The sequence below is a fragment of the Streptomyces sp. NPDC060031 genome, from assembly GCF_042736805.1.
Lineage (GTDB): Bacteria > Actinomycetota > Actinomycetes > Streptomycetales > Streptomycetaceae > Streptomyces.
The window spans coordinates 104,316-123,810 of sequence record NZ_JBHWVM010000009.1 but is presented as its reverse complement, the minus strand read 5'-3'; the positions used below and the strand labels follow the sequence as shown (position 1 = coordinate 123,810).

Genomic DNA, 19,495 nt, shown 5'->3' with positions numbered 1-19,495 from the left:
CTCCTAACGAATGTGCGGAAGTGGTCGTCGCGCCCGTGACGATTAGTCGTGGGAGTGAAGCGGCTTGCCGGCCAGGGCCAGGTGGGCCTCGCCGAGCGCTTCGTTCTGGGTCGGGTGGGCGTGGATGAGCTGCGCGACCTCGGCCGGCAGGGCTTCCCAGTTGTAGATCAGCTGGGCTTCGCCGACCTGCTCGCCCATCCGGTCACCGACCATGTGGACGCCGACCACGGCACCGTCCTTGACCTGGACGAGCTTGATCTCGCCCGCGGTCTTGAGGATCTTGCTCTTGCCGTTGCCCGCGAGGTTGTACTTCAGGGCCACGACCTTGTCCGCGCCGTAGATCTCCTTGGCCTTCGCCTCGGTGATGCCGACGGACGCGACCTCGGGGTGGCAGTAGGTGACGCGCGGGACACCGTCGTAGTCGATCGGGACGGTCTTGAGACCGGCCAGACGCTCCGCGACCAGGATGCCCTCGGCGAAGCCGACGTGCGCGAGCTGGAGGGTCGGGACGAGGTCGCCGACGGCCGAGATGGTCGGCACGTTGGTCTGCATGTACTCGTCGACCAGGACGTAGCCGCGGTCCATCGCGACGCCCTGCTCCTCGTAGCCCAGGCCCTGCGAGACCGGGCCGCGGCCGATGGCCACCAGCAGCACCTCGGCCTCGAAGGACTTGCCGTCGGCGAGGGTGACCCGGACACCGTTCTCGGTGTACTCGGCCTTGTCGAAGAAGGTGCCGAGGTTGAACTTGATGCCGCGCTTGCGGAAGGCGCGCTCCAGCAGCTTCGAGCTGTTCTCGTCCTCGACCGGGACGAGGTGCTTGAGGCCCTCGACGATGGTGATGTCGGTGCCGAAGGACTTCCACGCCGAGGCGAACTCGACGCCGATGACGCCGCCGCCCAGGACGATCGCGGACTGGGGCACGCGGTCCAGGACCAGCGCGTGGTCCGAGGAGATGATGCGGTTGCCGTCGATGTTCAGGCCCGGCAGCGACTTCGGCACGGAGCCGGTCGCCAGCAGGACGTGGCGGCCCTGGACGCGCTGGCCGTTCACGTCGACGGAGGTCGGCGAGGAGAGGCGGCCCTCACCCTCGATGTAGGTCACCTTGCGGGAGGCGACCAGGCCCTGCAAGCCCTTGTACAGGCCCGAGATGACCTCGTCCTTGTACTTGTGGACCCCCGCGATGTCGATGCCCTCGAAGGAGGCCTTGACACCGAACTGGGCGGCTTCGCGAGCCTGGTCCGCGATCTCGCCCGCGTGCAGCAGAGCCTTCGTGGGGATGCAGCCGTTGTGCAGGCAGGTGCCGCCGAGCTTGTTCTTCTCGATCAGGGCAACGTCCAGACCCAGCTGGGATGCGCGCAGCGCCGCGGCGTAACCGCCACTGCCACCGCCGAGGATCACTAGGTCGAAAACGGTGCTGGCGTCGTTCGCCACGTCACGTCCTCCATGCATGTGCGCCGGGCACCGGTCCTCTGTGACCGGGCGGCGGCTGGTAATCGGCCGCTTGCTTCTTCGGCCCTGTGGTGGGGGCCCTGTCCTGCCGAGAACCCATCTTCGCATTTGTCGGGGGAACGCGGGACGCCGGGCCCGTCATGTGACAGGCCGATCTGCCCGAAGTAAGGGTTACCGCTGCGTAGAAACCTACGGATTTCGTTGTAGGTGAACACATCCCGAGCACACCGCGAGCCCCGGTCGAGCATTCGACCAGGGCCCGGAGTGCGTCACGTCTCACATGGGGTACGCCTGCGGCTGTCTCAGCCCAGGTCGCCCGTGGCCGTACGCTCGGCCAGCCGCACCAGGGTGCGCACGGCCGAGCCGGTGCCGCCCTTGGGGGTGTAGCCGTACGGCGCACCCTCGTGGAAGGCCGGGCCCGCGATGTCGAGGTGGGCCCAGGTGATGCCCTCGCCGACGAACTCCTGGAGGAAGAGGCCGGCCACCAGGCCGCCGCCCATCCGGACACCCATGTTGGCGATGTCGGCGGTGGGGGAGTCCATGGACTTGCGCAGGTCCTCGGGGAGCGGCATCGGCCAGGAGGCCTCGCCGACCTCCTCGGCGATCTCGTGGACGGAGGTGCGGAAGGCGTCGTCGTTGGCCATGATCCCGAAGGTCCGGTCGCCGAGCGCCAGCACCATCGCACCGGTCAGGGTGGCGACGTCGACGATCGCGTCCGGGTTCTCCTCGGAGGCCCTGGTCAGCGCGTCACCGAGGACCAGGCGGCCCTCGGCGTCCGTGTTCAGGACCTCGACGGTCTTGCCGCTGTACATGCGCAGCACGTCACCGGGCTTGGTGGCGGAGCCCGACGGCATGTTCTCGGCGAGCGCGAGCCAGCCGGTGACGTTGACCTGGAGGCCCAGCTTGGCGGCCGCGACGACGGCGGCGAACACGGCGGCGGCGCCGGCCATGTCGCACTTCATCGTCTCGTTGTGGCCGGCCGGCTTCAGGGAGATGCCGCCCGAGTCGTAGGTGATGCCCTTGCCGACGAAGGCGAGGGTCTTCTCCGCCTTGGCGTGGGTGTAGGACAGCTTCACCAGGCGCGGCGGGTTCTCGGAGCCCTTGCCGACGCCCATGATGCCGCCGTAGCCGCCCTTGACCAGAGCCTTCTCGTCCAGGACCTGGACCTTGATGCCGTTCTCCTTCGCGGTCGCGGAGGCGACCGCGGCGAAGGCCTCGGGGGTGAGGTCGTTCGGCGGGGTGTTGATCAGGTCGCGGGCGATGTTGACCTCGGTCGCGACGACCGTGGCGCGCTCGGCCGCGGCCTTGTGCTCCTTGTCGCGCGGCTTGGCGCCCAGCAGGGCGACCTCGGCCAGGGGCAGCTTCGGGCCGCCGTTCTTCGACGCCTTCTTCTCGCCGCCCTGGTAGGCGGTGAAGGCGTACGCGCCCAGCAGTGCACCCTCGGCGACGGCGGTGACGGCGGAGGCGTCGTCCAGGGGGAGGGCGAAGGCGGCCTTCTTGGTGCCGTGCAGCGCGCGGGCGGCGGAGCCGGCGGCGCGGCGCAGCACCTCCTCGTCGTACGACTGGTCCTGCTCCGGGACCGGGCCCAGACCGACGGCCAGCACGACCGGGACCTTGAGGCCGGCCGGGGCGGGCAGCTTGGTGGTCTCGCCTTCGCCGCCCGAGGCGCCGAGCGCGTCGAGCACGGCGGCGAGCTTTCCGTCGTACGCCTTGTCCACGGCCTCGGCGCCCGCGGCCACGACGAGCCCCTTCGGGCCCTTCGCCACGCCGACCACGAGGGCGTCGGCGCGCAGCGTCGCCGCGCCGGCAGTGCTGAGAGTCAGAGCAGTCACGGTGGTGAAGTCTCGCTTCCGTTTGTATGTGTGGGCTGCGGTCGCGTCGGGGTCGCCGGCCGCTCCGCAGCGATCGTATTCCGGCCCGACGGCCGCCAGAAATGAGCGTACGCGTACGGACTCGTCCGTACGTCACTCGAAGGTTTGGCAAGTTGTTCGAGCATCGGGGTAGCAGGTTCACCCATCTGTGGCCTCTGTTCCAGGTTTGCCCTTTAGACCTGACGAGGTCCGAGAGACTCGAGCCACTCTCGCAAGGGGACGCGGGGTCCCTTTGCATGATTTCCACAGAGCCTCCCCGGCCCGGCCGACCGCCACAGGGCCGAAGTCGGGGGATGCCTGCGGGGGGAAAGGCCGACATGGTCAACAAGAACCGGATGAACAGGGTCGCTGCCGTGTGCGCAGCGGCAGCCCTGGTGTCCGTCGCAGTACCCGCCGTGACCGCCCAGGCGGTCACGGCACCGCGCATCGACCTGAAGGTGCTCGTCGTCGACGACGGCGGCAGCTCGGTCGAGGCGATCACCGCGGAGCTCCGCGACACCGGAGTGCCGTTCACCCGCGTACAACTGGGCAGCAGCGGCCGCCCGGTCATCAACGCGGCGTACCTCAGCGACACGGTCGACGGCCGGCCGCGCGCCAAGTTCCAGGGGGTGGTCCTGCCGAACGAGAATCCCTTCGGGGAGGGCTCGGCCGAGATGGCCGCGCTGACCGCGTACGAGACGGCGTACGGGATCCGCCAGGTGGACGCGTACACCTGGGCCCACCCGGGCGTCGGCCTGGAGTACACCGACAACGGCGGCTACAGCGGCACGCTCGACGGCACCCCGGCCACCGTCACCGCGGCCGGCAAGGCGGGGCCCTTCGGCTACCTCGGGGGCCAGGTCACCTTCGAGGACAACTCGCCCCTGGTCCCCGAGAGCTACGGGTTCATGGGCAAGCCGCGCACCGGCTACACCAGCTACCTCGACGCCCCCGTCGGCGGCGGACGGGCCTCGCTCGTCGGCGAGTACGCCCACGACGGGCGCAGCGAACTGGTCGTCACCTTCGGCTACAACCAGTACCAGCAGCAGTTCCGGCTGCTCGCCCGCGGCATCGTCGAATGGCTCACCCAGGGCGTCCACCTCGGCCAGGAGCGCAACTACTTCGCGGTCCACGTCGACGACGTCTTCGCCCCGGACGCGCGCTGGGACAAGACCCTCAACTGCACGCCCGGCGACTACGCCTGCGCGGGCGGCGAGGGCAAGGAGAGCACCATCCGGATGACCGCCGCCGACGCCCAGTACGCGGCGCAGTGGCAGACCGCCAAGGGCTTCAAGCTGGACATGCTCTTCAACGCGGGCGCCGGCGAGGAGTGGAAGGCCGAGAACGGCGGCACCGACGCCCTGACGGCCCAGCTGGTGGCCGACCGGGCCAAGTACCGCTGGATGAACCACACCTATACGCACCCGTTCCTCGGCTGCGTCCAGGACACCACCACCACCCCCTGGACGTGCACGAAGACCGCCCAGGGCGCCATCAACTGGATGAGCCGGACCGAGATCTCCGCGCAGATCCGCGACAACAACAACTGGGCGGCCTCCCACGGCATCGCCACCGACCGCACCGAGATCGTCACCGGCGAGCACTCCGGCCTCAAGACCCTCCCGCAGCAGGGCCAGGACAATCCCAACCTGGCCGGCGCCTTCGCGGACAACGGCGTCAAGTGGGCCGGCAGCGACAACTCCCGCGAACCGGCGCAGCGGCCGGTCGGCGCCGCCCTCACCGTCCCGCGTTACCCGATGAACGTGTACTACAACACGGGCACCAACGCGGAGATGGCCGACGAGTACAACTGGATCTACGCCAGCCGGGCCGCCGGCGGCAGCGGCACCTGCGAGGACAACCCGGCGACCTCGACCTGCCTGCCGGCCGCGCTCGACACCAACACCGGTTACCTGGACTACATCGTCCCGCAGGAGGCCCGGACCGCCCTGCGCCACGTGCTGGCCAACGACCCGCGGCCGCACTACGTCCACCAGAGCAACCTCGCCGAGGACCGCACCCTCTACCCGGTGCTCAACCAGGTCCTCGACACCTACCGCTCGCTCTACGCACCCAGCGCGCCGATCGTCAACCAGAGCATGAAGGACACCGGCGTCGAGCTCGGCCGCCGCGCGGCCTGGGACAAGGCCCTCGCGGACAACAAGGTCACCGCCTACCGCATCGGCACGGCCGTCACCGTCAAGGCGCCCGCCGGCGTGGTGGCCCCGGTCACCGCACCCACCGGAACCAAGAAGCAACTCCTGCTCGGCACAGCGGACTTCGGCACCGCCTACGCCGCGACCCGCTCCGCCTGGACCTCGCCCGAACTGCTCCAGAGCGCCGTCACGCTCAAGCTGCCCAGCTGACCGACCCGCAAGCCGCCACGAGTCACCTAGCGCCGGCGCTCCGCCACACCACGGGCGCCGGCCCCTTTTCCGTCCTGGGGGGACACACCACATGAGCCATGGGCGTCATGTCACCATGCTCACCGAAGGCACCTACCCACACGTCCACGGGGGCGTCAGCACCTGGTGCGACCAACTGGTACGCGGCATGCCGGAGGTCGACTTCAACGTCATAGCCCTGACCGGCTCCGGACGCGAGCCGGTCACCTGGGAACTGCCGCGCAACGTCTACCGGCACACCGCCGTTCCGCTGTGGGGCCCGCCGCCCGCCCGCGGACTGCTCCGGGCCCTGCGCGGCAAAGCCCACCGCCGCTTCACCGACACCTACGCCTCCTTCCTGCTCTCGCTGCTCGATCCCGCTCACGGCGGCTTCTCCGAAGCCCTGCGGGAGATGGCCCTGCTCGCCCGGGCCGGGCGCCTCGCACCGGCCCTTCGCTCCGAGTCCGCCCTGCGCCTGCTGATGAGCCTGTGGACCCGCCCCGGCCTGGTCACCGCCGCCGCCGAGCCCACCATCCACGACGCGCTCACCGCCACCGACCTGCTGGAACACGCCCTGCGCCCGCTCTCCGTGCGGATCCCGCCCGACAGCGTCGCGCACGCCGTCAGCAGCGGCCTCGCCACCCTTCCGGCCCTCGCCGCCAAACACGTCGACGGGGTCCCCTTCCTCCTCACCGAGCACGGGATCTACCTGCGCGAGCGGTACCTCGGCTACCGCAGCGCCGCCCAGCGCTGGCCCGTCAAGGCACTCCTGCTCGGCTTCTACCGCGAGCTCAACACCGAGGGCTACCGGCAGGCCGACCTGATCACCCCGTGCAACCAGTACAACCGTCGCTGGGAGGAGCGCGGCGGCGCCGACGCCGAGCGGATCCGTACCGTCTACAACGGCGTCGACCCGCACGCCTTCCCCGAGGCGGGCCCCGAACCCGAGGTGCCCACCCTCAGCTGGTGCGGCCGCATCGACCCGATCAAGGACCTCGAAACCCTCATCCGCGCCTACGCGTTCATGCGCGTGGAGCTGCCCGCCCTGCGGCTGCGCCTCTTCGGCCCGGTCCCGGCGGGCTGCGAGGACTACCGGCTGCGCCTGGAGAAACTCGCCGCCGAACTGGGGGTGGGCGACGGGATCTCGTACGAGGGCCGCATCGAGCAGGTCTCCCGGGCGTACGCCGCCGGCAGCATCGTGATGCTCTCCTCCATCAGCGAGGGCTTCCCGTTCAGCATCATCGAGGCCATGTCCTGCGGCCGCACCACGGTCTCCACCGACGTCGGCGGGGTCCGCGAGGCCGTCGGCGACACCGGCCTCGTCGTCCCCCCGCGCGAGCCCGAGACCATGGCCCGCGCCACCCTGGCCCTGCTGCGCGACGACGAACGCCGCGCCGAGCTGGGGCGGATGGCCCGCAAAAGGGTCGTGGAGAAGTTCACCCTCCACCAGTCCGTGGACGGCTTCCGCCACATCTACCGCGAACTCGCCGGTCAGCCCGTGCTTCCCGTCCACGAGGGCGACGACTGGACCCAGCGGCTCGCCGACCCCTGGTACCGCGAACTGGCGGCCGACGGGAGCCTGTGGTGAGCGGATCCCTCTGGCTCAGGGTCCCGGGCGGCGACACGCTGCCCGCGATCCCGCGCCCCCGGCGCACCGCGACCGCGGCGGCATCCGACCCGATGGACGAACTCGCCGACCGGCTCGGCGGCTTCATCGCCGCCGCCGTCCACCCCGACGAGATCGCCGCCATCCTGGAATCCGACGGGATGACCGACGAACACATCAGGCTCACCTACGGCCGCCACGACTCCTTCGGCCTCGCCGAGGAGCTGTACGCCCGGGTGCCGCGCGCCTTCCCGGAGCCGGAGGAGACCCCCGACCCCTGGAAGGTCTCCCTCACCGCCTGTCTGCTGCGCGGGGTCGTCTTCGCCCTCCCCGGCCTCGCCTACGTCCTGGGCGCCCCCCTGCTGGAGGGCCCCAAGGACCGGCTGGGACTGCCCGCCGGGACCCTGACCCTGCTCGCCGGGGCCCTCATCGGCTGGGTCTGGGACCAGACCCTGTCCCACCGCGCCTACTCCTGGCTCGGCCTCGGCGACCGGGCCGCCGCCGGGCGGACCCTGCTCGCCGGGGCCCCCGCCGGGGCCCTGCTGGGGACCGCCGCCGCGCTGACGGTCCCCGGCGGGCCGCCGTTCTCGTACGCCTTCGCCGCCGGTCAGGCCCTGTACGTCGGAGCCGCCACGGTCCTGCTCGTCCTCGGCCGCGAACGGCTGCTGCTCGGCGCGCTCGCCCCCATGGCCGCCGGGTCGGTGCTGGTCTTCTTCACCGACCTGCCCGTCCGGATCCGCGTCGGACTGCTGGTGGTCTCCCTGCTGGCCGCCTGCGCGCTGGCCGTACGGGAACTGCCGGTGGCCGAAGGGACCCGGGCCGCCGCGCGGCGGATCCGGGGCTGGACGCAGCGCCGGCCGGGCCGGGGACCGGTGCGCTGGCGGATGCTGCGCGGCGCCGAGGAGGAGTTCGCACCGCGCGGGCCCCGCCTCGGGGAGTCGGTGCCGTACGGGGTCTTCGGCCTCGGCACCGGCCTGCTCGTGCTGTACGCCGCGCTCGGGGAAGTCCTCGCCGGCGGCCCCGCCGAGGCCGTCGCCGCCCCCTCGGCGGTGGCGCTGACCCTCAGCATGGGTCCCGCCGAATGGCTGCTCCACCGCTTCCGCAGCGGCAGCCTGGCCGGGCTGCGCGCCGCCCGCTCCCCGCACGCCTTCCGGCTGCGCATGCTCACCACCCTGGCCCGGTGCCTCGCCGCCTACCTGGCGGTGCTGCTGGCCCTGGGCCTGGCCGGCACCCTGCTCTGGCCCGGCGCCCCCGGCCTGACCGGGATCCGGGTCGCCACCCTGCTGCTGCTCGGCGCCGTGATGTGGACCGGGCTGCTCCTCCAGTCGTTCGGGGCGGTCCGGCCCGCCGCGATGGTCTGCGCCTCGGCGGCCGTCGTACAGAGCCTGGCCCTGCTGGCCGGAGCGGGGCAGCCGCGCGTGGTCCAGCTGGTGGTGGCCGGTGCGGCCGCGGCCGCACTCGCCGCCCTGGTCTGCCTGCTGCTGGGCCGGGCGACCGCCCACCGCTGACCTCCGTACCCGAAGAAGGACCACATGCTGCTGGTGCCCCTCTACGAGCACCCCGCCGACCGGCCCGAGGCCTGGGAGCGGCTCATCCGCTCCGCGGGCCGGCTCCACTCGGTCGTGCTCAACCCCGACAGCGGGCCGGGCAACGCCCCCGACGAGCGGTTCGCCGTCGTCGCACAGCGGCTGCGCGAGGCCGGGGTGCCCGTCCTGGGGTACGCCGACACCGACTACGGGCGCCGCCCGCACGCGGCCGTCGTCCAGGACCTGCTGCGCCACCGCGACTGGTACGGGGCCGACGGGGCCTTCCTCGACCAGGTCTCCTCCGACCCCGAGGCCCTGCCCCACTACGGGCGGCTCGCCATAGCCGCCCGGGCCTCGGGCGCCCGTACCCTCGTCCTCAACCACGGGGTGCACCCGCACCCCGGGTACGCCGACCTCGCCGACCTGCTCGTCACCTTCGAGGGGCCGTGGGACGCCTACCGGGACGCGGCCGCCGTGCCGCCCTGGACCGCCGACCATCCCGCCCAGCGGTTCTGCCACCTCGTCTACGCCGTCCCGCCGAACGCCCCGGCCGCCGAACTCGCCGAGCAGCGGCGGGCGGGGGTGTACTGCGCGGTCCCCGGGACCGGCGCACACCCCTGGGGGACCCTCCCGTACGCCCTGGAGGCCACCGGATGAAGCGCTCGTTCCCACGCGGCCGACTGCTGCTCCTCGTACCGCTCCTGCTCCTCGCGGCCTGCACCGGCGAGGGGTCCGACGACGACGGGTCCGACGACGGACCCGACGACGTGTCGCTCGCTCCGGCGCCCGGCGAGCGCTGGCAGCCCCGGCCCGGCGTCACCTGGCAGTGGCAGCTCACCGGGAAGCTCGACACCTCGGTGAAGGCGGCCGTCTACGACGTCGACGGGTTCAACACCGCCAAGGAGCAGGTCGCCACGCTCAAGCGGGCCGACCGCAGGACGATCTGCTACCTCTCCACCGGGGCCTGGGAGGACTTCCGCCCGGACGCCGCCGACTTCCCCACCTCGCTGCTGGGCGAGGGCAACGGCTGGGAGGGCGAGCGCTGGCTGGACATCAGGCGGCTCGCGGAGCTGGAGCCGCTGATGGCCAAGCGGATCGACATGTGCCGGGACAAGGGCTTCGACGCGGTGGAGCCCGACAACATGGACGGCTACGCCAACAAGTCCGGCTTCCCGCTCACCGCCGGGGACCAGCTGCGGTACAACCGGCTGATCGCCAAGCTCGCCCACGACCGGGGCCTGTCGGTCGGGCTGAAGAACGACCTGGACCAGATCCCGCAGCTGGTGGGGGACTTCGACTTCGCGGTCAACGAGGAGTGCATGGACCACGACGAGTGCGGGCTGCTCGACCCGTTCGTGAAAGCGGGGAAGGCCGTCTTCCACGTGGAGTACGAGAGCCGGATCGGGAAGTGGTGCGCCCGCTCGCAGGCGGCCCGGCTCAGCTCGCTGCAGAAGAAGACCGAGCTGGGGGTCTGGCGGCAGGTCTGCCCCGCCAAGCCGTAGCGGGGCGGGAGGCGCAGGCGCGCCGGCCTCAGGCCACCGGCAGGATCGCGTGCACCCGGTAGCCGCCGCCATATCGGGGCCCGGCGAAGCAGGAGCCGCCCAGGGCGCCGGCCCGCTCGCGCATGCCGAGCAGCCCGTGGCCGCCGCCCTCATCGCCGTCGTCGGGCCCCTCCGGCGCGGGCTCCACGCCGCTCCCGCCGTCGTCCAGCACGGTCACCTCCACCGAGGCACCGACGCGGACCACGCTCACCTCGGCGCGTACCTCCACCCCCGCGTGCTTGCGCACGTTGGTCAGCGCCTCCTGGATCACCCGGTACGCCGCCAGGTCCACCGCGGCGGGCAGCGGATCGCGGTCCCGGCCCAGTTGGACGATGACCTGGACCGGCAGCCCGGCGTGCCGGAAGGTGTCCACCAGCTCGTCCAGTACGGCCAGCCCCGGCGCGGGTTCGGTCGGCGCCTCCGGGTCACCGGACTGGCGGAGCAGCCCGACGGTGGCGCGCAGCTCGTTCAGCGCCGAGCGGCTGGCGTCCCGTACGTGGGCCAGGGCTTCCTTGGCCTGGTCCGGGCGTTTGTCCATGACGTGTGCCGCGACCCCCGCCTGCACGTTGACCAGGGCGATGTGATGGGCCACCACGTCGTGCAGGTCCCGGGCGATCCGCAGCCGCTCCTCGGCGACCCGCCGCCGGGCCTCCTCCTCCCGGGTCCGCTCGGCGCGCTCGGCCCGCTCCCGGATGGCGTCGACGAAGGCCCGCCGGCTGCGCACCGCGTCCCCGGCCGCCGCGGCCATGCCGGTCCAGGCGAAGATGCCGATGTTCTCCTGCGCGTACCAGGGCAGCGGTCCGGCCAGCATGGCGACGCCCGTCAGCCCGGCCATCGTGAGCAGGCCGATCCGCCAGGTGGTGGGCCGGTCGGTGCGCGCGGCCACCGTGTACAGGGCCATCACCGCGCACATGGCGACGGGCGCCCGCGGCTCGCCGGTGGTCAGCTCCGCCAGGGACAGTGCGCAGGTCGCGGCGAGCACGGTGCGAGGCCGGAGGCGCCGGAACACCAGCGCGCCCGCGCCCAGGAGCATCAGCAGCAGGGAGAACGGTTCGGGGGTGCGGGTGCCGAAGGCGGGGCCGTGCGGCCCGTGCGGGTCGGCGAAGGAGCCGACGACCATGGAGACGAGCGCCCCGAGCGCGAGCACGGCGTCGGTGGCGAGCGGATGGGCCCGCAGCCACTGCCGCGTGGGGGCCAGCGGCCCGAGGTGTGTCGTCACCCGGATACGGTACGGCCCCGCGGAAGGGCTCAGTCCCGCCGAGGCGGCGGCAGCGGGGCGGTCGCGGGCGGCGGCCGCCGGCCGAGCGGGGTGCGGGAGCGCTCCGGCCCCCACTTGGCGCGGACGAAGCACACCGCCATGACCGCGGCGATGGCCGCGAGGTGTTCCTTGCCCGCCAGATTGTCCTTGAACAGCAGCTCTCCGATCATCACCACGATCACCACGGACCCGGTCAGGTAGGCCCGGTACCGCCAGCACACGTAGATGGCGAGGCCCACGACGGCCGCTGAGGGCCCGGTGTCGTTGACGACCCGGTCCGACAGCGGCAGGCCGAAGGGGTGGTCGGCGCCGAGCGAGAGCCCGATCCGCGCGTACGTCGTCCCGGCCAGGGTGGCGACGTAGCCGATGAGCAGCGTGCGCCACCAGCCGATGCAGATCTCCGAGATGCCGAAGACGAGCAGGATCTGCGCGAGCGCCCCCCACACCGGCAGGTCGAGCGCCGGCACGAACAGCGACAGGGGGGTTCGCAGCAGGGCCAGCCAGAGGGGGTCGACGGCTTTGACGGACCCGAGGTTCTGGACCGGCTGGAAGCCCCATGACGTGTTCTGCACGATCTGGAAGACCGAGGTCAGGCAGACCGCGCCGAGGGTCATCGGGACCGCCCGCCACTTCTCGTGGACGAGCGCGTCCCGAACGGTCCAGAACAGGGGCCCCCACTCGCGGCGGGCGAACCGCCGCAGTGAGGCAGTCGTCAACGCTTGCTCTCCAGATGTCTGCGGTGCATCCACTTCGGCAGGCCGGGAGCTTCCAGGAACCCCTCGGCCCGGCCCGCCGCGATACCGATCCGCAACAGGTCCGAACTCTTCTCGAAGAGCATGAACCGCGGTTCCCAGATCGGCCGGTATTTGGCGTTGGCCCGGTAGAGGGACTCGATCTGCCACCAGCGCGAGAAGAAGCTCAGCAGCGAGCGCCACATCCGCAGCACCGGACCGGCACCGAGCTTCGACCCACGTTCGAAGACGGAGCGGAACATCGCGAAGTTGAGCGAGACCTGTGTGACGCCGATCTCCTTGGCGCGTTCCAGGAGTTCGATGACCATGAACTCCATCAGGCCGTTCTCGGAATTCCGGTCACGGCGCATCAGATCGAGCGACAGGCCCTTGGGTCCCCACGGCACGAAGGACAGCACGGCGCGCAGATCGCCCTTGCCGTCGGTGCACTCCAGCATCACGCACTGGCCGTCGCCGGGATCGCCCAGTCGGCCCAGTGCCATCGAGAAGCCGCGCTCGGTCGCACCGTCGCGCCAGTCGTCGGCCCGCTTGAGGAGTACGTCCATCTCCTCGGACGGGATGTCGGCGTGCCGGCGGATCCGGACCGTGTACCCGGCGCGCTTGACGCGGTTGTACGCCTGCCGGACGGTGCGCATGGCGCGGCCCTCCAGCGTGAACTCCGCGGTCTCCACGATCGCTTCGTCGCCGAGCTCCAGCGCGTCCAGGCCGTGCCGGGCGTAGATCTGCCCGGCCTCCTCGCTCGCGCCCATCACGGCCGGCACCCAGCCGTGCTCGCGGGCCTCGGCCAGCCACGGCTCGATGGCGCCGGGCCAGGCCTCGGGGTCGCCGATGGGGTCGCCGGAGGCCAGCGAGACCCCGCCGACGACGCGGTAGGTGACGGCGGCCTTGCCGGTGGGGGACCAGATCACGGACTTCTCGCGGCGCAGCGCGAAGTAGCCGAGCGAGTCGCGGTCGCCCTGCTTGGCGAGCAGCGCCCGCAGGCGGTCCTCGTCGTCCTCGGTGAGGGGGTCCACGGCGCGCCGCGAGCGGAAGGCCGCGAACAGCACGGCGATCAGCAGCAGCGTCGACATGACGTTGATGAAGACGTCCACCCAGCCGGGCGTGGTGATCGCGCTGCTGATCTTCTCGTCGGGGGCCAGGGTGATCAGCCGCATCACGCCGTACCGCCAGCGGGCCAGGAAGGTGGCCTCGGCGCGGTTGGGGTCGATGTTCGAAGCCCCGACGAGCAGGGCCGCGGTCAGCGAGGTGACCAGCAGGCCGATGGAGGCGACGGCGGTGGCGAGCGCCGGGTTGGAGCGGTCGCCCTTGGCGTAGAACGCGCGGCGGCCCAGCAGCAGGGCGCCGACGAAGGCCGCGGTCATGCCGAGCGAGACCCAGTTCTGCGCGTGCTCCCGCATCTCCGGGTAGTCCGGGTTGCTGAAGGCGTACACGAACACGGCGAGCGTCATGCCGCTCAGCACCGTGTTCAGGACCCACGCGGCGCGCTTGCGGCGGCGCATGGTGACCGCGAGCAGCAGCGAGAACAGCCCGGGGGCGAAGCCGGGCGCGAGCAGGTACGGGGTGTAGAAGTCACCGGTGTTGTGGCTGCGCAGGTCCTGCCCCAGCGAAACCCACACCGCGCTGAGGAAGTTGACGAAGGTGACGGCGCGGAGGTACCAGACCGCGAAGGCGGCCGCGCGCCTCGACCGGGGGCTCTCCCCGCCGGTCTCCCGGCCGCCCCCCGCCTTGCCGGCGTCGCCGCCGGTCTCTTTCCTGCCGTTCGGTGCCCCACCGGCCGTGCGGTCGGTCTTCCGGTCGGTCTCTACGCTGGTCAAACGGACCTCTCCCATGAAAAGCGATGATATGGGGCGTCGCCGTCCATGGTGGGCCTGTCCGGGGGGACCACAGCCCGGTCAGGACCGCGCGCCCCGGTGGCTCATTCCGTCAGCTCGTCCGCCGCCCGCTCCGGCAGTTCCGCCGCGAGTGCGGCGGCTGCCTGGACCAGGGGGAGTGCCAGCAATGCCCCGGTTCCTTCTCCCACAGTGACGCCGTGGTCGAGCACAGGGTTGAGTGCCATCCGGTCCAGGGCCTTCGCCTGGCCCGGCTCGCCGCTGGCCTGCCCGGCCAGCCACCAGTCCGGAGCCCGGAACGCGGCCCGCTGGGCCACCAGTCCGCAGGCCGCCGAGACGATGCCGTCGAGGATGACCGGGGTGCGGCGCACCGCGCACTGGAGCAGGAAGCCGGTGATCGCGGCGACGTCGGCGCCGCCGACGGCCGCCAGCAGGGCGACCTGGTCGCCGAGCACCGGCCGGGCCCGGCGCAGCGAGTCGCGGATCGCCGCGCACTTGCGCATCCAGGCCAGGTCGTCGATGGGTACGCCGCCGCGGCCGGTGACGACGGAGGCGTCCGTTCCGCACAGGGCGGCCACCAGCGTCGCCGCGACCGTGGTCCCGCCGACGCTGAGGTCCCCGAGGACGACGAGGTCCGTGCCCGAGTCGGCCTCCTCGTCGGCGATCCGCATCCCGAGGCGCAGCGCGGCCTCGGCCTCCTCGGCCGTCAGCGCGTCCTCGACGTCGATCCGCCCGCTGCCGCGCCGGACGCGGTGGCGGGTGATGTCTTCGGGGAGCAGCCCCGGTTCGCAGTCCAGACCGGCGTCGACGATCCGTACGGTGGCGCCGAGCCGGCCGGCCAGGATGGCGACGGGACTGGTCCCGTCGAGCACGCTCCGGACCAGCTCGTGCGCGCTGCCGGCGGCCCGGGCGGAAACCCCCTCGGAGGCGATCCCGTGGTCGGCGGCGAACAGCACGACGCGGGGGCGCCCGATCGGCGTGACCGGCACCCGTCCCTGCGCGGCGGCGAGCCACTCCGCGAGTTCGTCGAGCCGCCCCAGCGCCCCGGTCGGCACGGCCAGCCGCTCACGGCGTTCCTCGGCATCACGACGGACGCCCCCGTCGGGGCGCTCGATCAGATCGGAGAAGTCGTCGAGATTCAGCGTGGTCATCTGCCAGAGCGTACAGCCGGTAAGGCCCTCCCCAAGCCCGGCCCCGGGGCGCGGTGTCGGGGGCGGAGCCCCGCTCCGCGACCCGGGCGGTCAGCCCTTCAGCGGCACCGCCTGGCCCGCCACCAGGAGCAGGACGTGCTCGCACTCGGCGGCCACGGACGCGTTCAGCCGGCCCAGTTCGTCGCGGAAGCGCCGGCCCGAGGCGGTCGCCGGGACCACTCCCGCGCCCACCTCGTTACTCACCAGCACCACCGTGCGCCGGGTCGCCCGTACCGCCGCCACGAGCGATGCGGTGCGCTCGGCCAGCTCCTTGCGGCCGCCGCCCGCCCAGACGGCGTCGTCCCAGGCCCCGGCCCGGTCCATCGCGTCGGTCAGCCACAGCGCCAGACAGTCGATCAGCAGCGGCGGTCCCGCCGCGTCCGCCAGCAGCGGAGCCAGCTCGCAGGTCTCCACCGTCCGCCAGGCGCCCGGCCGCCGCTCCCGGTGCTGGCCGACCCGCTGGGCCCACTCCGGGTCCCCCTCGCGGGTGCCGCTCGTGGCGACGTAGACCACCTCCGGGAAGGACTCCAGCCGCCGCTCGGCCTCGTACGACTTCCCCGACCGGGCCCCGCCCAGCACCAGCGTCCGGCGCGGCACGTCCGGCGCCGGGTGGTACGCGCCCACCACCACCGTGGTCCCGTCCGGCACGACGCGGGCCCCCGCCGCCGCGCAGCGCCGCTCCAGCTCGGCGCCCGGCGGGGTGTCGTGGTCCAGGTGCACGGCGACCACGTCCGTGGCCGGGCCGACCGCACCGTTCGCCCGCAGCCGCGCCAGCGCCTCGGGCCGGCCCAGGACGTCCGCGAGGACCATGTCGTACGGGCGCTGCGGGACCCCGTTCGTCCCGGCCGGCGCCCCGCCCGGCGGCAGGTACAGCAGCCGGCCGCCGTCCGGGCCCGTCACCTCGTACCCGGTGCCCGGCGCGTCCATGGCCACCGCCCGCACCCGGTGCCCGGAGATCACCGACAGCTCCCGGCCGTCCGGTACCCGCCCGGCGGCCGGCAGCCCCGGCGGCAGCTCCACCGGCGGACCGTCGTGCGGGTGGGTCAGCAGGACCTGCCGTACGCCGGCCAGCGAGTGCCCCGCGCGGGCGCCCGCCAGCACCGCCCCCGGGGTCAGGTCGAGCAGCAGCGCCCCGTCCACGAGGACCGAGGTCGCGGCGCGGGTCCGGGCGCCGACGGATACGGCGCAGGCGGCGCAGGGACAGCCGGGGCGGGGCAGTCCTTCGGGTGTGCCGGTGCCGAGCAGAGTGAGTTCCACAGGATGATCCTCCCGCGTCGCCGAGAGTGGTGCGCGCCCGGCTACTCTGCGGGCAGACTCAAGGCGAGAAGCGTGCGAGCAGCTGACGAGCAACGGAGGCGGACATGGCGTGGACGTGGCGGTTCGAGGCGGCCGATGGCAGCGAGACGACCCCGTCGGTGGTACCGGAAGAGTTCACCACGCAGGGGGACGCCGAGTCCTGGGTCGGTGAGTACTGGAAGGACCTCCTGGAGGGCGGCACCGAGCAGGTGAAGCTGTCCGACGACAGCGGCGTCGAGCTCTACACGATGAGCCTGCGCGCGGCCCTGGAGGCCTGACGGCCGACGGCGCCCGCGGAGAAGCCCGGGCCCCCACCGGGGTCCGGGCTTTCGTGTGTCCGGGATCAGCCCCGTACGCCGCACAGGTGCAGGAGGGCCGCCACGCCGCGGTAGGGGTCGGTCCGCCCGGCCCGGTCCTCGGCGGCCAGCAGCAGCTCCAGCTCCTCGTCCGGGGGGAGCTGCTCGCCGGCCTCGGTCCCGTCGGTGAAGACGCGTACGCCGTACCAGGCCTGGAGCGGGGCCCCGATCCCGGACAGCGTGGCCGTCAGCCCGGCCAGCCGGTCGGCCCGGACGTCCAGGCCCAGCCGGTTCGTGTAGTCGATGCTGTCGAAGGCGGCCAGCGCGGCCTGCCAGTCGGCGCCCAGGCCCGGCCGCATGGCGAGCGCGTCGCCGTTGCGCACGAGCAGGGACAGCAGCCCGCCGGGGGCGAGCATCCGGGCCAGCCCGGCGAGCATGGCGTCCGGCTCGGGGACATACATCAGCACCCCGTGGCACAGCACCACGTCGAAACTGCCCGGCAGGAAGTGGGCGCCGGTCTCGCGGCCGTCGCCCTCCATCAGGCGGACCCGGTCGCGGATCCCGGCCGGCTCTTCGGCCAGCGCCTCACGGGCGACCTCCAGCATGCCGGGGTCCTGCTCCAGGCCCGTCACCTTGTGCCCGGCGCGGGCGAGGCGCAGTGCCTGCGTGCCCTGGCCCATGCCGACGTCGAGGACGCGCAGCCGCTGCCCGACCGGGAAGCGGTGCGCGATCTGCTCGTCGACCTGCCGGCCCACGAGTTCCTGGCGGACGGCGTTGCGCAGTCCGCCGAGTCCCTCGAGCCACAGCCGGGCTCCCTCCGAGAAGCCTTCCCCCGACGCTCCGGGCGTCCTTCGGCTCAGGGCCGTTCCCCGCGCTTGACCTGCGGCTTCGGGAGACGAAGCCGACGCATCTGGAGGGTGCGCATCAGGCCGTAGGCGATGGCTCCGCGGCGCGGCTCGTCCGGGAAGCGCTCGGTGAGTGCCTTGCGGAGGCGGAACACCAGGCCGATGGAGTCCAGGATGATCAGGACGATCACGCCGAGCCACAGCATCAGCGCGATGGACTGGATCGACTGCACGCGGACCATGCTGAGCACCAGGATGATCACTGCCAGCGGCAGGAACATCTCGGCGACGGAGAAGCGGGAGTCCACGAAGTCGCGCACGAACTTGCGTACGGGACCCTTGTCACGGGCGGGCAGATAACGCTCGTCGCCATTGGCGAGTGCCACGCGCTGCTTCGCCATCTCTTCACGGCGGCGCTCACGGGCTCGCTTGGCATCCTCCTTGCGATTGCCGGTCGAGGCCACCACGGCCTTGCGCTGCGACTGGGCCACAGCACGCTTCGGCGTCGGGCGGCCCTTCGGGGCCTGCGGGTCACGGGGCTGCGAGAGGTCGGCGCTCACCTTGTCGGCGGCGGCGGCCTTCTCTTCCTTGGAGGAGCGGCTACCAAACACAAAACCCAAGGGTACGTGGTCGTCGGCATGGGCCCCACCCCGGCGGGGAACGATCCGGCAACGGCGGGCGTCTTCCCTGTGCGAGGTGTTCACGCCCGTCGGGGAAGCACCTACTCCTTACGCCTGACACGGACGGTGCGTAGTCGTCCTGGAGGAGGAGCGCATCCGCACTCGAACAGTGCGGTAATAGAGACAGGCCCCGTACTGTGGGTCCTGTTGGTGACCTGGAGCGAAGTCCGTCTAGAAGGGGGCGCGCGAAGCCCATGAGCGGTGTCATGAAGCGTATGGGGATGATCTTCCGCGCGAAGGCGAACAAGGCCCTTGACCGGGCCGAGGACCCGCGCGAGACCCTTGACTACTCGTACCAGAAGCAGCTTGAGCTGCTGCAGAAGGTGCGCCGCGGCGTCGCCGACGTGGCGACCTCCCGCAAGCGCCTGGAACTGCAGCTGAACCAGCTCCAGGGCCAGTCCTCCAAGCTGGAGGACCAGGGCCGCAAGGCCCTCGCCCTGGGCCGCGAGGACCTGGCCCGCGAGGCCCTGTCCCGCCGCGCCTCGTTGCAGCAGCAGGTCAGCGACCTGGAGGTGCAGCACCAGACCCTCCAGGGCGAGGAGGAGAAGCTCACCCTCGCCGCGCAGCGCCTGCAGGCCAAGGTGGACGCCTTCCGCACCAAGAAGGAGACCATCAAGGCCACCTACACCGCGGCCCAGGCGCAGACCCGGATCGCGGAGTCCTTCTCCGGCATCTCCGAGGAGATGAGCGACGTCGGCCTGGCCATCCAGCGGGCCGAGGACAAGACCGCGCAGCTGCAGGCCCGGGCCGGAGCGATCGACGAGCTGCTGGCCTCCGGCGCGCTCGACGACCAGAGCGGCCTCGGCTCCAAGGACGACATCCAGGCCGAGCTCGACCGCCTCTCCGGCGGTACGGACGTGGAGCTGGAGCTCCAGCGCATGAAGGCCGAGCTGGCGGGCGGTCCGTCCGCCCAGCAGCCGGCCATCGAGGGCGGTGCCCCCGGCACCGACCGGCAGTCGCAGGCCCAGCACCGGTTCGACAAGCAGTAGAGGC

General features: G+C 72.4%; 16 protein-coding genes. 7 read left to right on the top strand and 9 right to left on the bottom strand.

Annotated features, from left to right (window positions below):
- Positions 1-42: 42 nt before the first annotated feature.
- Together lpdA and ACFWB8_RS06195 are read right to left on the bottom strand one after the other, a co-directional pair.
- Positions 43-1,431, bottom strand: coding sequence for a dihydrolipoyl dehydrogenase (gene lpdA / locus ACFWB8_RS06200; RefSeq protein WP_385223176.1), 1,389 nt, complete (start codon positions 1,429-1,431; stop codon positions 43-45).
- Positions 1,432-1,751: 320 nt separating this feature from the next.
- Complete coding sequence (locus tag ACFWB8_RS06195) at positions 1,752-3,281, bottom strand: leucyl aminopeptidase (protein ID WP_385223174.1); 1,530 nt, start codon at positions 3,279-3,281, stop codon at positions 1,752-1,754.
- Between the two features lie 356 nt (positions 3,282-3,637).
- Here ACFWB8_RS06195 and ACFWB8_RS06190 point away from each other — a divergent pair, with 356 nt between their 5' ends.
- From ACFWB8_RS06190 to ACFWB8_RS06170, 5 genes are all read left to right on the top strand, one after another.
- Positions 3,638-5,665, top strand: coding sequence for a hypothetical protein (locus ACFWB8_RS06190; RefSeq protein WP_385223172.1), 2,028 nt, complete (start codon positions 3,638-3,640; stop codon positions 5,663-5,665).
- A 91-nt stretch (positions 5,666-5,756) separates the two neighbouring features.
- Positions 5,757-7,271 carry a GT4 family glycosyltransferase PelF gene (gene pelF / locus ACFWB8_RS06185; RefSeq protein WP_385223170.1) on the top strand — a complete coding sequence of 505 codons (1,515 nt, stop codon included), beginning with the start codon at positions 5,757-5,759 and terminating at the stop codon, positions 7,269-7,271.
- Positions 7,268-8,797 (top strand): hypothetical protein, encoded by a 1,530-nt coding sequence (locus ACFWB8_RS06180; protein ID WP_385223168.1) that lies wholly within the window; start codon positions 7,268-7,270, stop codon positions 8,795-8,797. Before pelF ends, ACFWB8_RS06180 begins: the two co-directional genes overlap by 4 nt.
- Before the next feature lie 24 nt (positions 8,798-8,821).
- A complete protein-coding gene (locus tag ACFWB8_RS06175) occupies positions 8,822-9,472 on the top strand; it encodes a spherulation-specific family 4 protein (RefSeq protein ID WP_385223166.1) in 651 nt (216 codons plus the stop codon).
- Positions 9,469-10,317, top strand: coding sequence for an endo alpha-1,4 polygalactosaminidase (locus ACFWB8_RS06170; RefSeq protein ID WP_385223164.1), 849 nt, complete (start codon positions 9,469-9,471; stop codon positions 10,315-10,317). The genes ACFWB8_RS06175 and ACFWB8_RS06170 overlap by 4 nt, the downstream gene beginning before the upstream one ends.
- 28 nt (positions 10,318-10,345) lie before the next feature.
- Here the strand turns inward: ACFWB8_RS06170 and ACFWB8_RS06165 are convergent, their stop codons facing one another.
- The 5 genes from ACFWB8_RS06165 to ACFWB8_RS06145 all read right to left on the bottom strand — a co-directional run bounded on the left by ACFWB8_RS06165 (position 10,346) and on the right by ACFWB8_RS06145 (position 16,642).
- Positions 10,346-11,575 carry a sensor histidine kinase gene (locus ACFWB8_RS06165; protein ID WP_385223162.1) on the bottom strand — a complete coding sequence of 410 codons (1,230 nt, stop codon included), beginning with the start codon at positions 11,573-11,575 and terminating at the stop codon, positions 10,346-10,348.
- 29 nt (positions 11,576-11,604) lie between these two features.
- Positions 11,605-12,330, bottom strand: a complete 726-nt coding sequence (locus ACFWB8_RS06160; protein ID WP_385223160.1) for a hypothetical protein — start codon at positions 12,328-12,330, stop codon at positions 11,605-11,607.
- Positions 12,327-14,195 carry a phosphatidylglycerol lysyltransferase domain-containing protein gene (locus ACFWB8_RS06155; protein ID WP_385223158.1) on the bottom strand — a complete coding sequence of 623 codons (1,869 nt, stop codon included), beginning with the start codon at positions 14,193-14,195 and terminating at the stop codon, positions 12,327-12,329. Before ACFWB8_RS06155 ends, ACFWB8_RS06160 begins: the two co-directional genes overlap by 4 nt.
- An 86-nt stretch (positions 14,196-14,281) precedes the next feature.
- Positions 14,282-15,346: a nicotinate-nucleotide--dimethylbenzimidazole phosphoribosyltransferase gene (cobT, locus tag ACFWB8_RS06150; protein ID WP_385223156.1), complete on the bottom strand. Its 1,065-nt coding sequence runs from the start codon at positions 15,344-15,346 to the stop codon at positions 14,282-14,284.
- A gap of 90 nt (positions 15,347-15,436) precedes the next feature.
- Positions 15,437-16,642 carry a bifunctional adenosylcobinamide kinase/adenosylcobinamide-phosphate guanylyltransferase gene (locus tag ACFWB8_RS06145; RefSeq protein WP_385223154.1) on the bottom strand — a complete coding sequence of 402 codons (1,206 nt, stop codon included), beginning with the start codon at positions 16,640-16,642 and terminating at the stop codon, positions 15,437-15,439.
- Between the two features lie 104 nt (positions 16,643-16,746).
- On the opposite strand from ACFWB8_RS06145, the gene ACFWB8_RS06140 reads away from it, so the two are divergent.
- Positions 16,747-16,959 carry a hypothetical protein gene (locus ACFWB8_RS06140; RefSeq protein WP_385223152.1) on the top strand — a complete coding sequence of 71 codons (213 nt, stop codon included), beginning with the start codon at positions 16,747-16,749 and terminating at the stop codon, positions 16,957-16,959.
- A 65-nt stretch (positions 16,960-17,024) separates the two neighbouring features.
- Here ACFWB8_RS06140 and ACFWB8_RS06135 read toward each other — a convergent pair whose 3' ends face one another.
- Both ACFWB8_RS06135 and ACFWB8_RS06130 read right to left on the bottom strand, forming a co-directional pair.
- The gene (locus ACFWB8_RS06135) at positions 17,025-17,732 is read right to left on the bottom strand and encodes a class I SAM-dependent methyltransferase (RefSeq protein ID WP_385223150.1); all 708 of its coding nucleotides are present in this window, start codon (positions 17,730-17,732) and stop codon (positions 17,025-17,027) included.
- Positions 17,733-17,833: 101 nt separating this feature from the next.
- Entirely contained in the window at positions 17,834-18,487 is a 654-nt protein-coding gene (locus ACFWB8_RS06130; protein ID WP_385223212.1) for a DUF3043 domain-containing protein, read from the bottom strand.
- A gap of 209 nt (positions 18,488-18,696) precedes the next feature.
- On the opposite strand from ACFWB8_RS06130, the gene ACFWB8_RS06125 reads away from it, so the two are divergent.
- On the top strand, positions 18,697-19,491 hold the full coding sequence (locus tag ACFWB8_RS06125; RefSeq protein ID WP_385223148.1) for a PspA/IM30 family protein: 795 nt from the start codon (positions 18,697-18,699) through the stop codon (positions 19,489-19,491).
- Positions 19,492-19,495 lie beyond the last annotated feature (4 nt).

Excerpts from the sequence above, each read along its gene's own strand:
- cobT (WP_385223156.1), bottom strand. The coding sequence starts at position 15,346 with ATGACCACGCTGAATCTCGACGACTTCTCCGATCTGATCGAGCGCCCC.
- ACFWB8_RS06175 (WP_385223166.1), top strand. The coding sequence starts at position 8,822 with ATGCTGCTGGTGCCCCTCTACGAGCACCCCGCCGACCGGCCCGAGGCC.
- ACFWB8_RS06155 (WP_385223158.1), bottom strand. The coding sequence starts at position 14,195 with ATGGGAGAGGTCCGTTTGACCAGCGTAGAGACCGACCGGAAGACCGAC.
- pelF (WP_385223170.1), top strand. The coding sequence starts at position 5,757 with ATGAGCCATGGGCGTCATGTCACCATGCTCACCGAAGGCACCTACCCA.
- ACFWB8_RS06190 (WP_385223172.1), top strand. The coding sequence starts at position 3,638 with ATGGTCAACAAGAACCGGATGAACAGGGTCGCTGCCGTGTGCGCAGCG.
- ACFWB8_RS06170 (WP_385223164.1), top strand. The coding sequence starts at position 9,469 with ATGAAGCGCTCGTTCCCACGCGGCCGACTGCTGCTCCTCGTACCGCTC.
- ACFWB8_RS06125 (WP_385223148.1), top strand. The coding sequence starts at position 18,697 with ATGAGCGGTGTCATGAAGCGTATGGGGATGATCTTCCGCGCGAAGGCG.
- ACFWB8_RS06140 (WP_385223152.1), top strand. The coding sequence starts at position 16,747 with ATGGCGTGGACGTGGCGGTTCGAGGCGGCCGATGGCAGCGAGACGACC.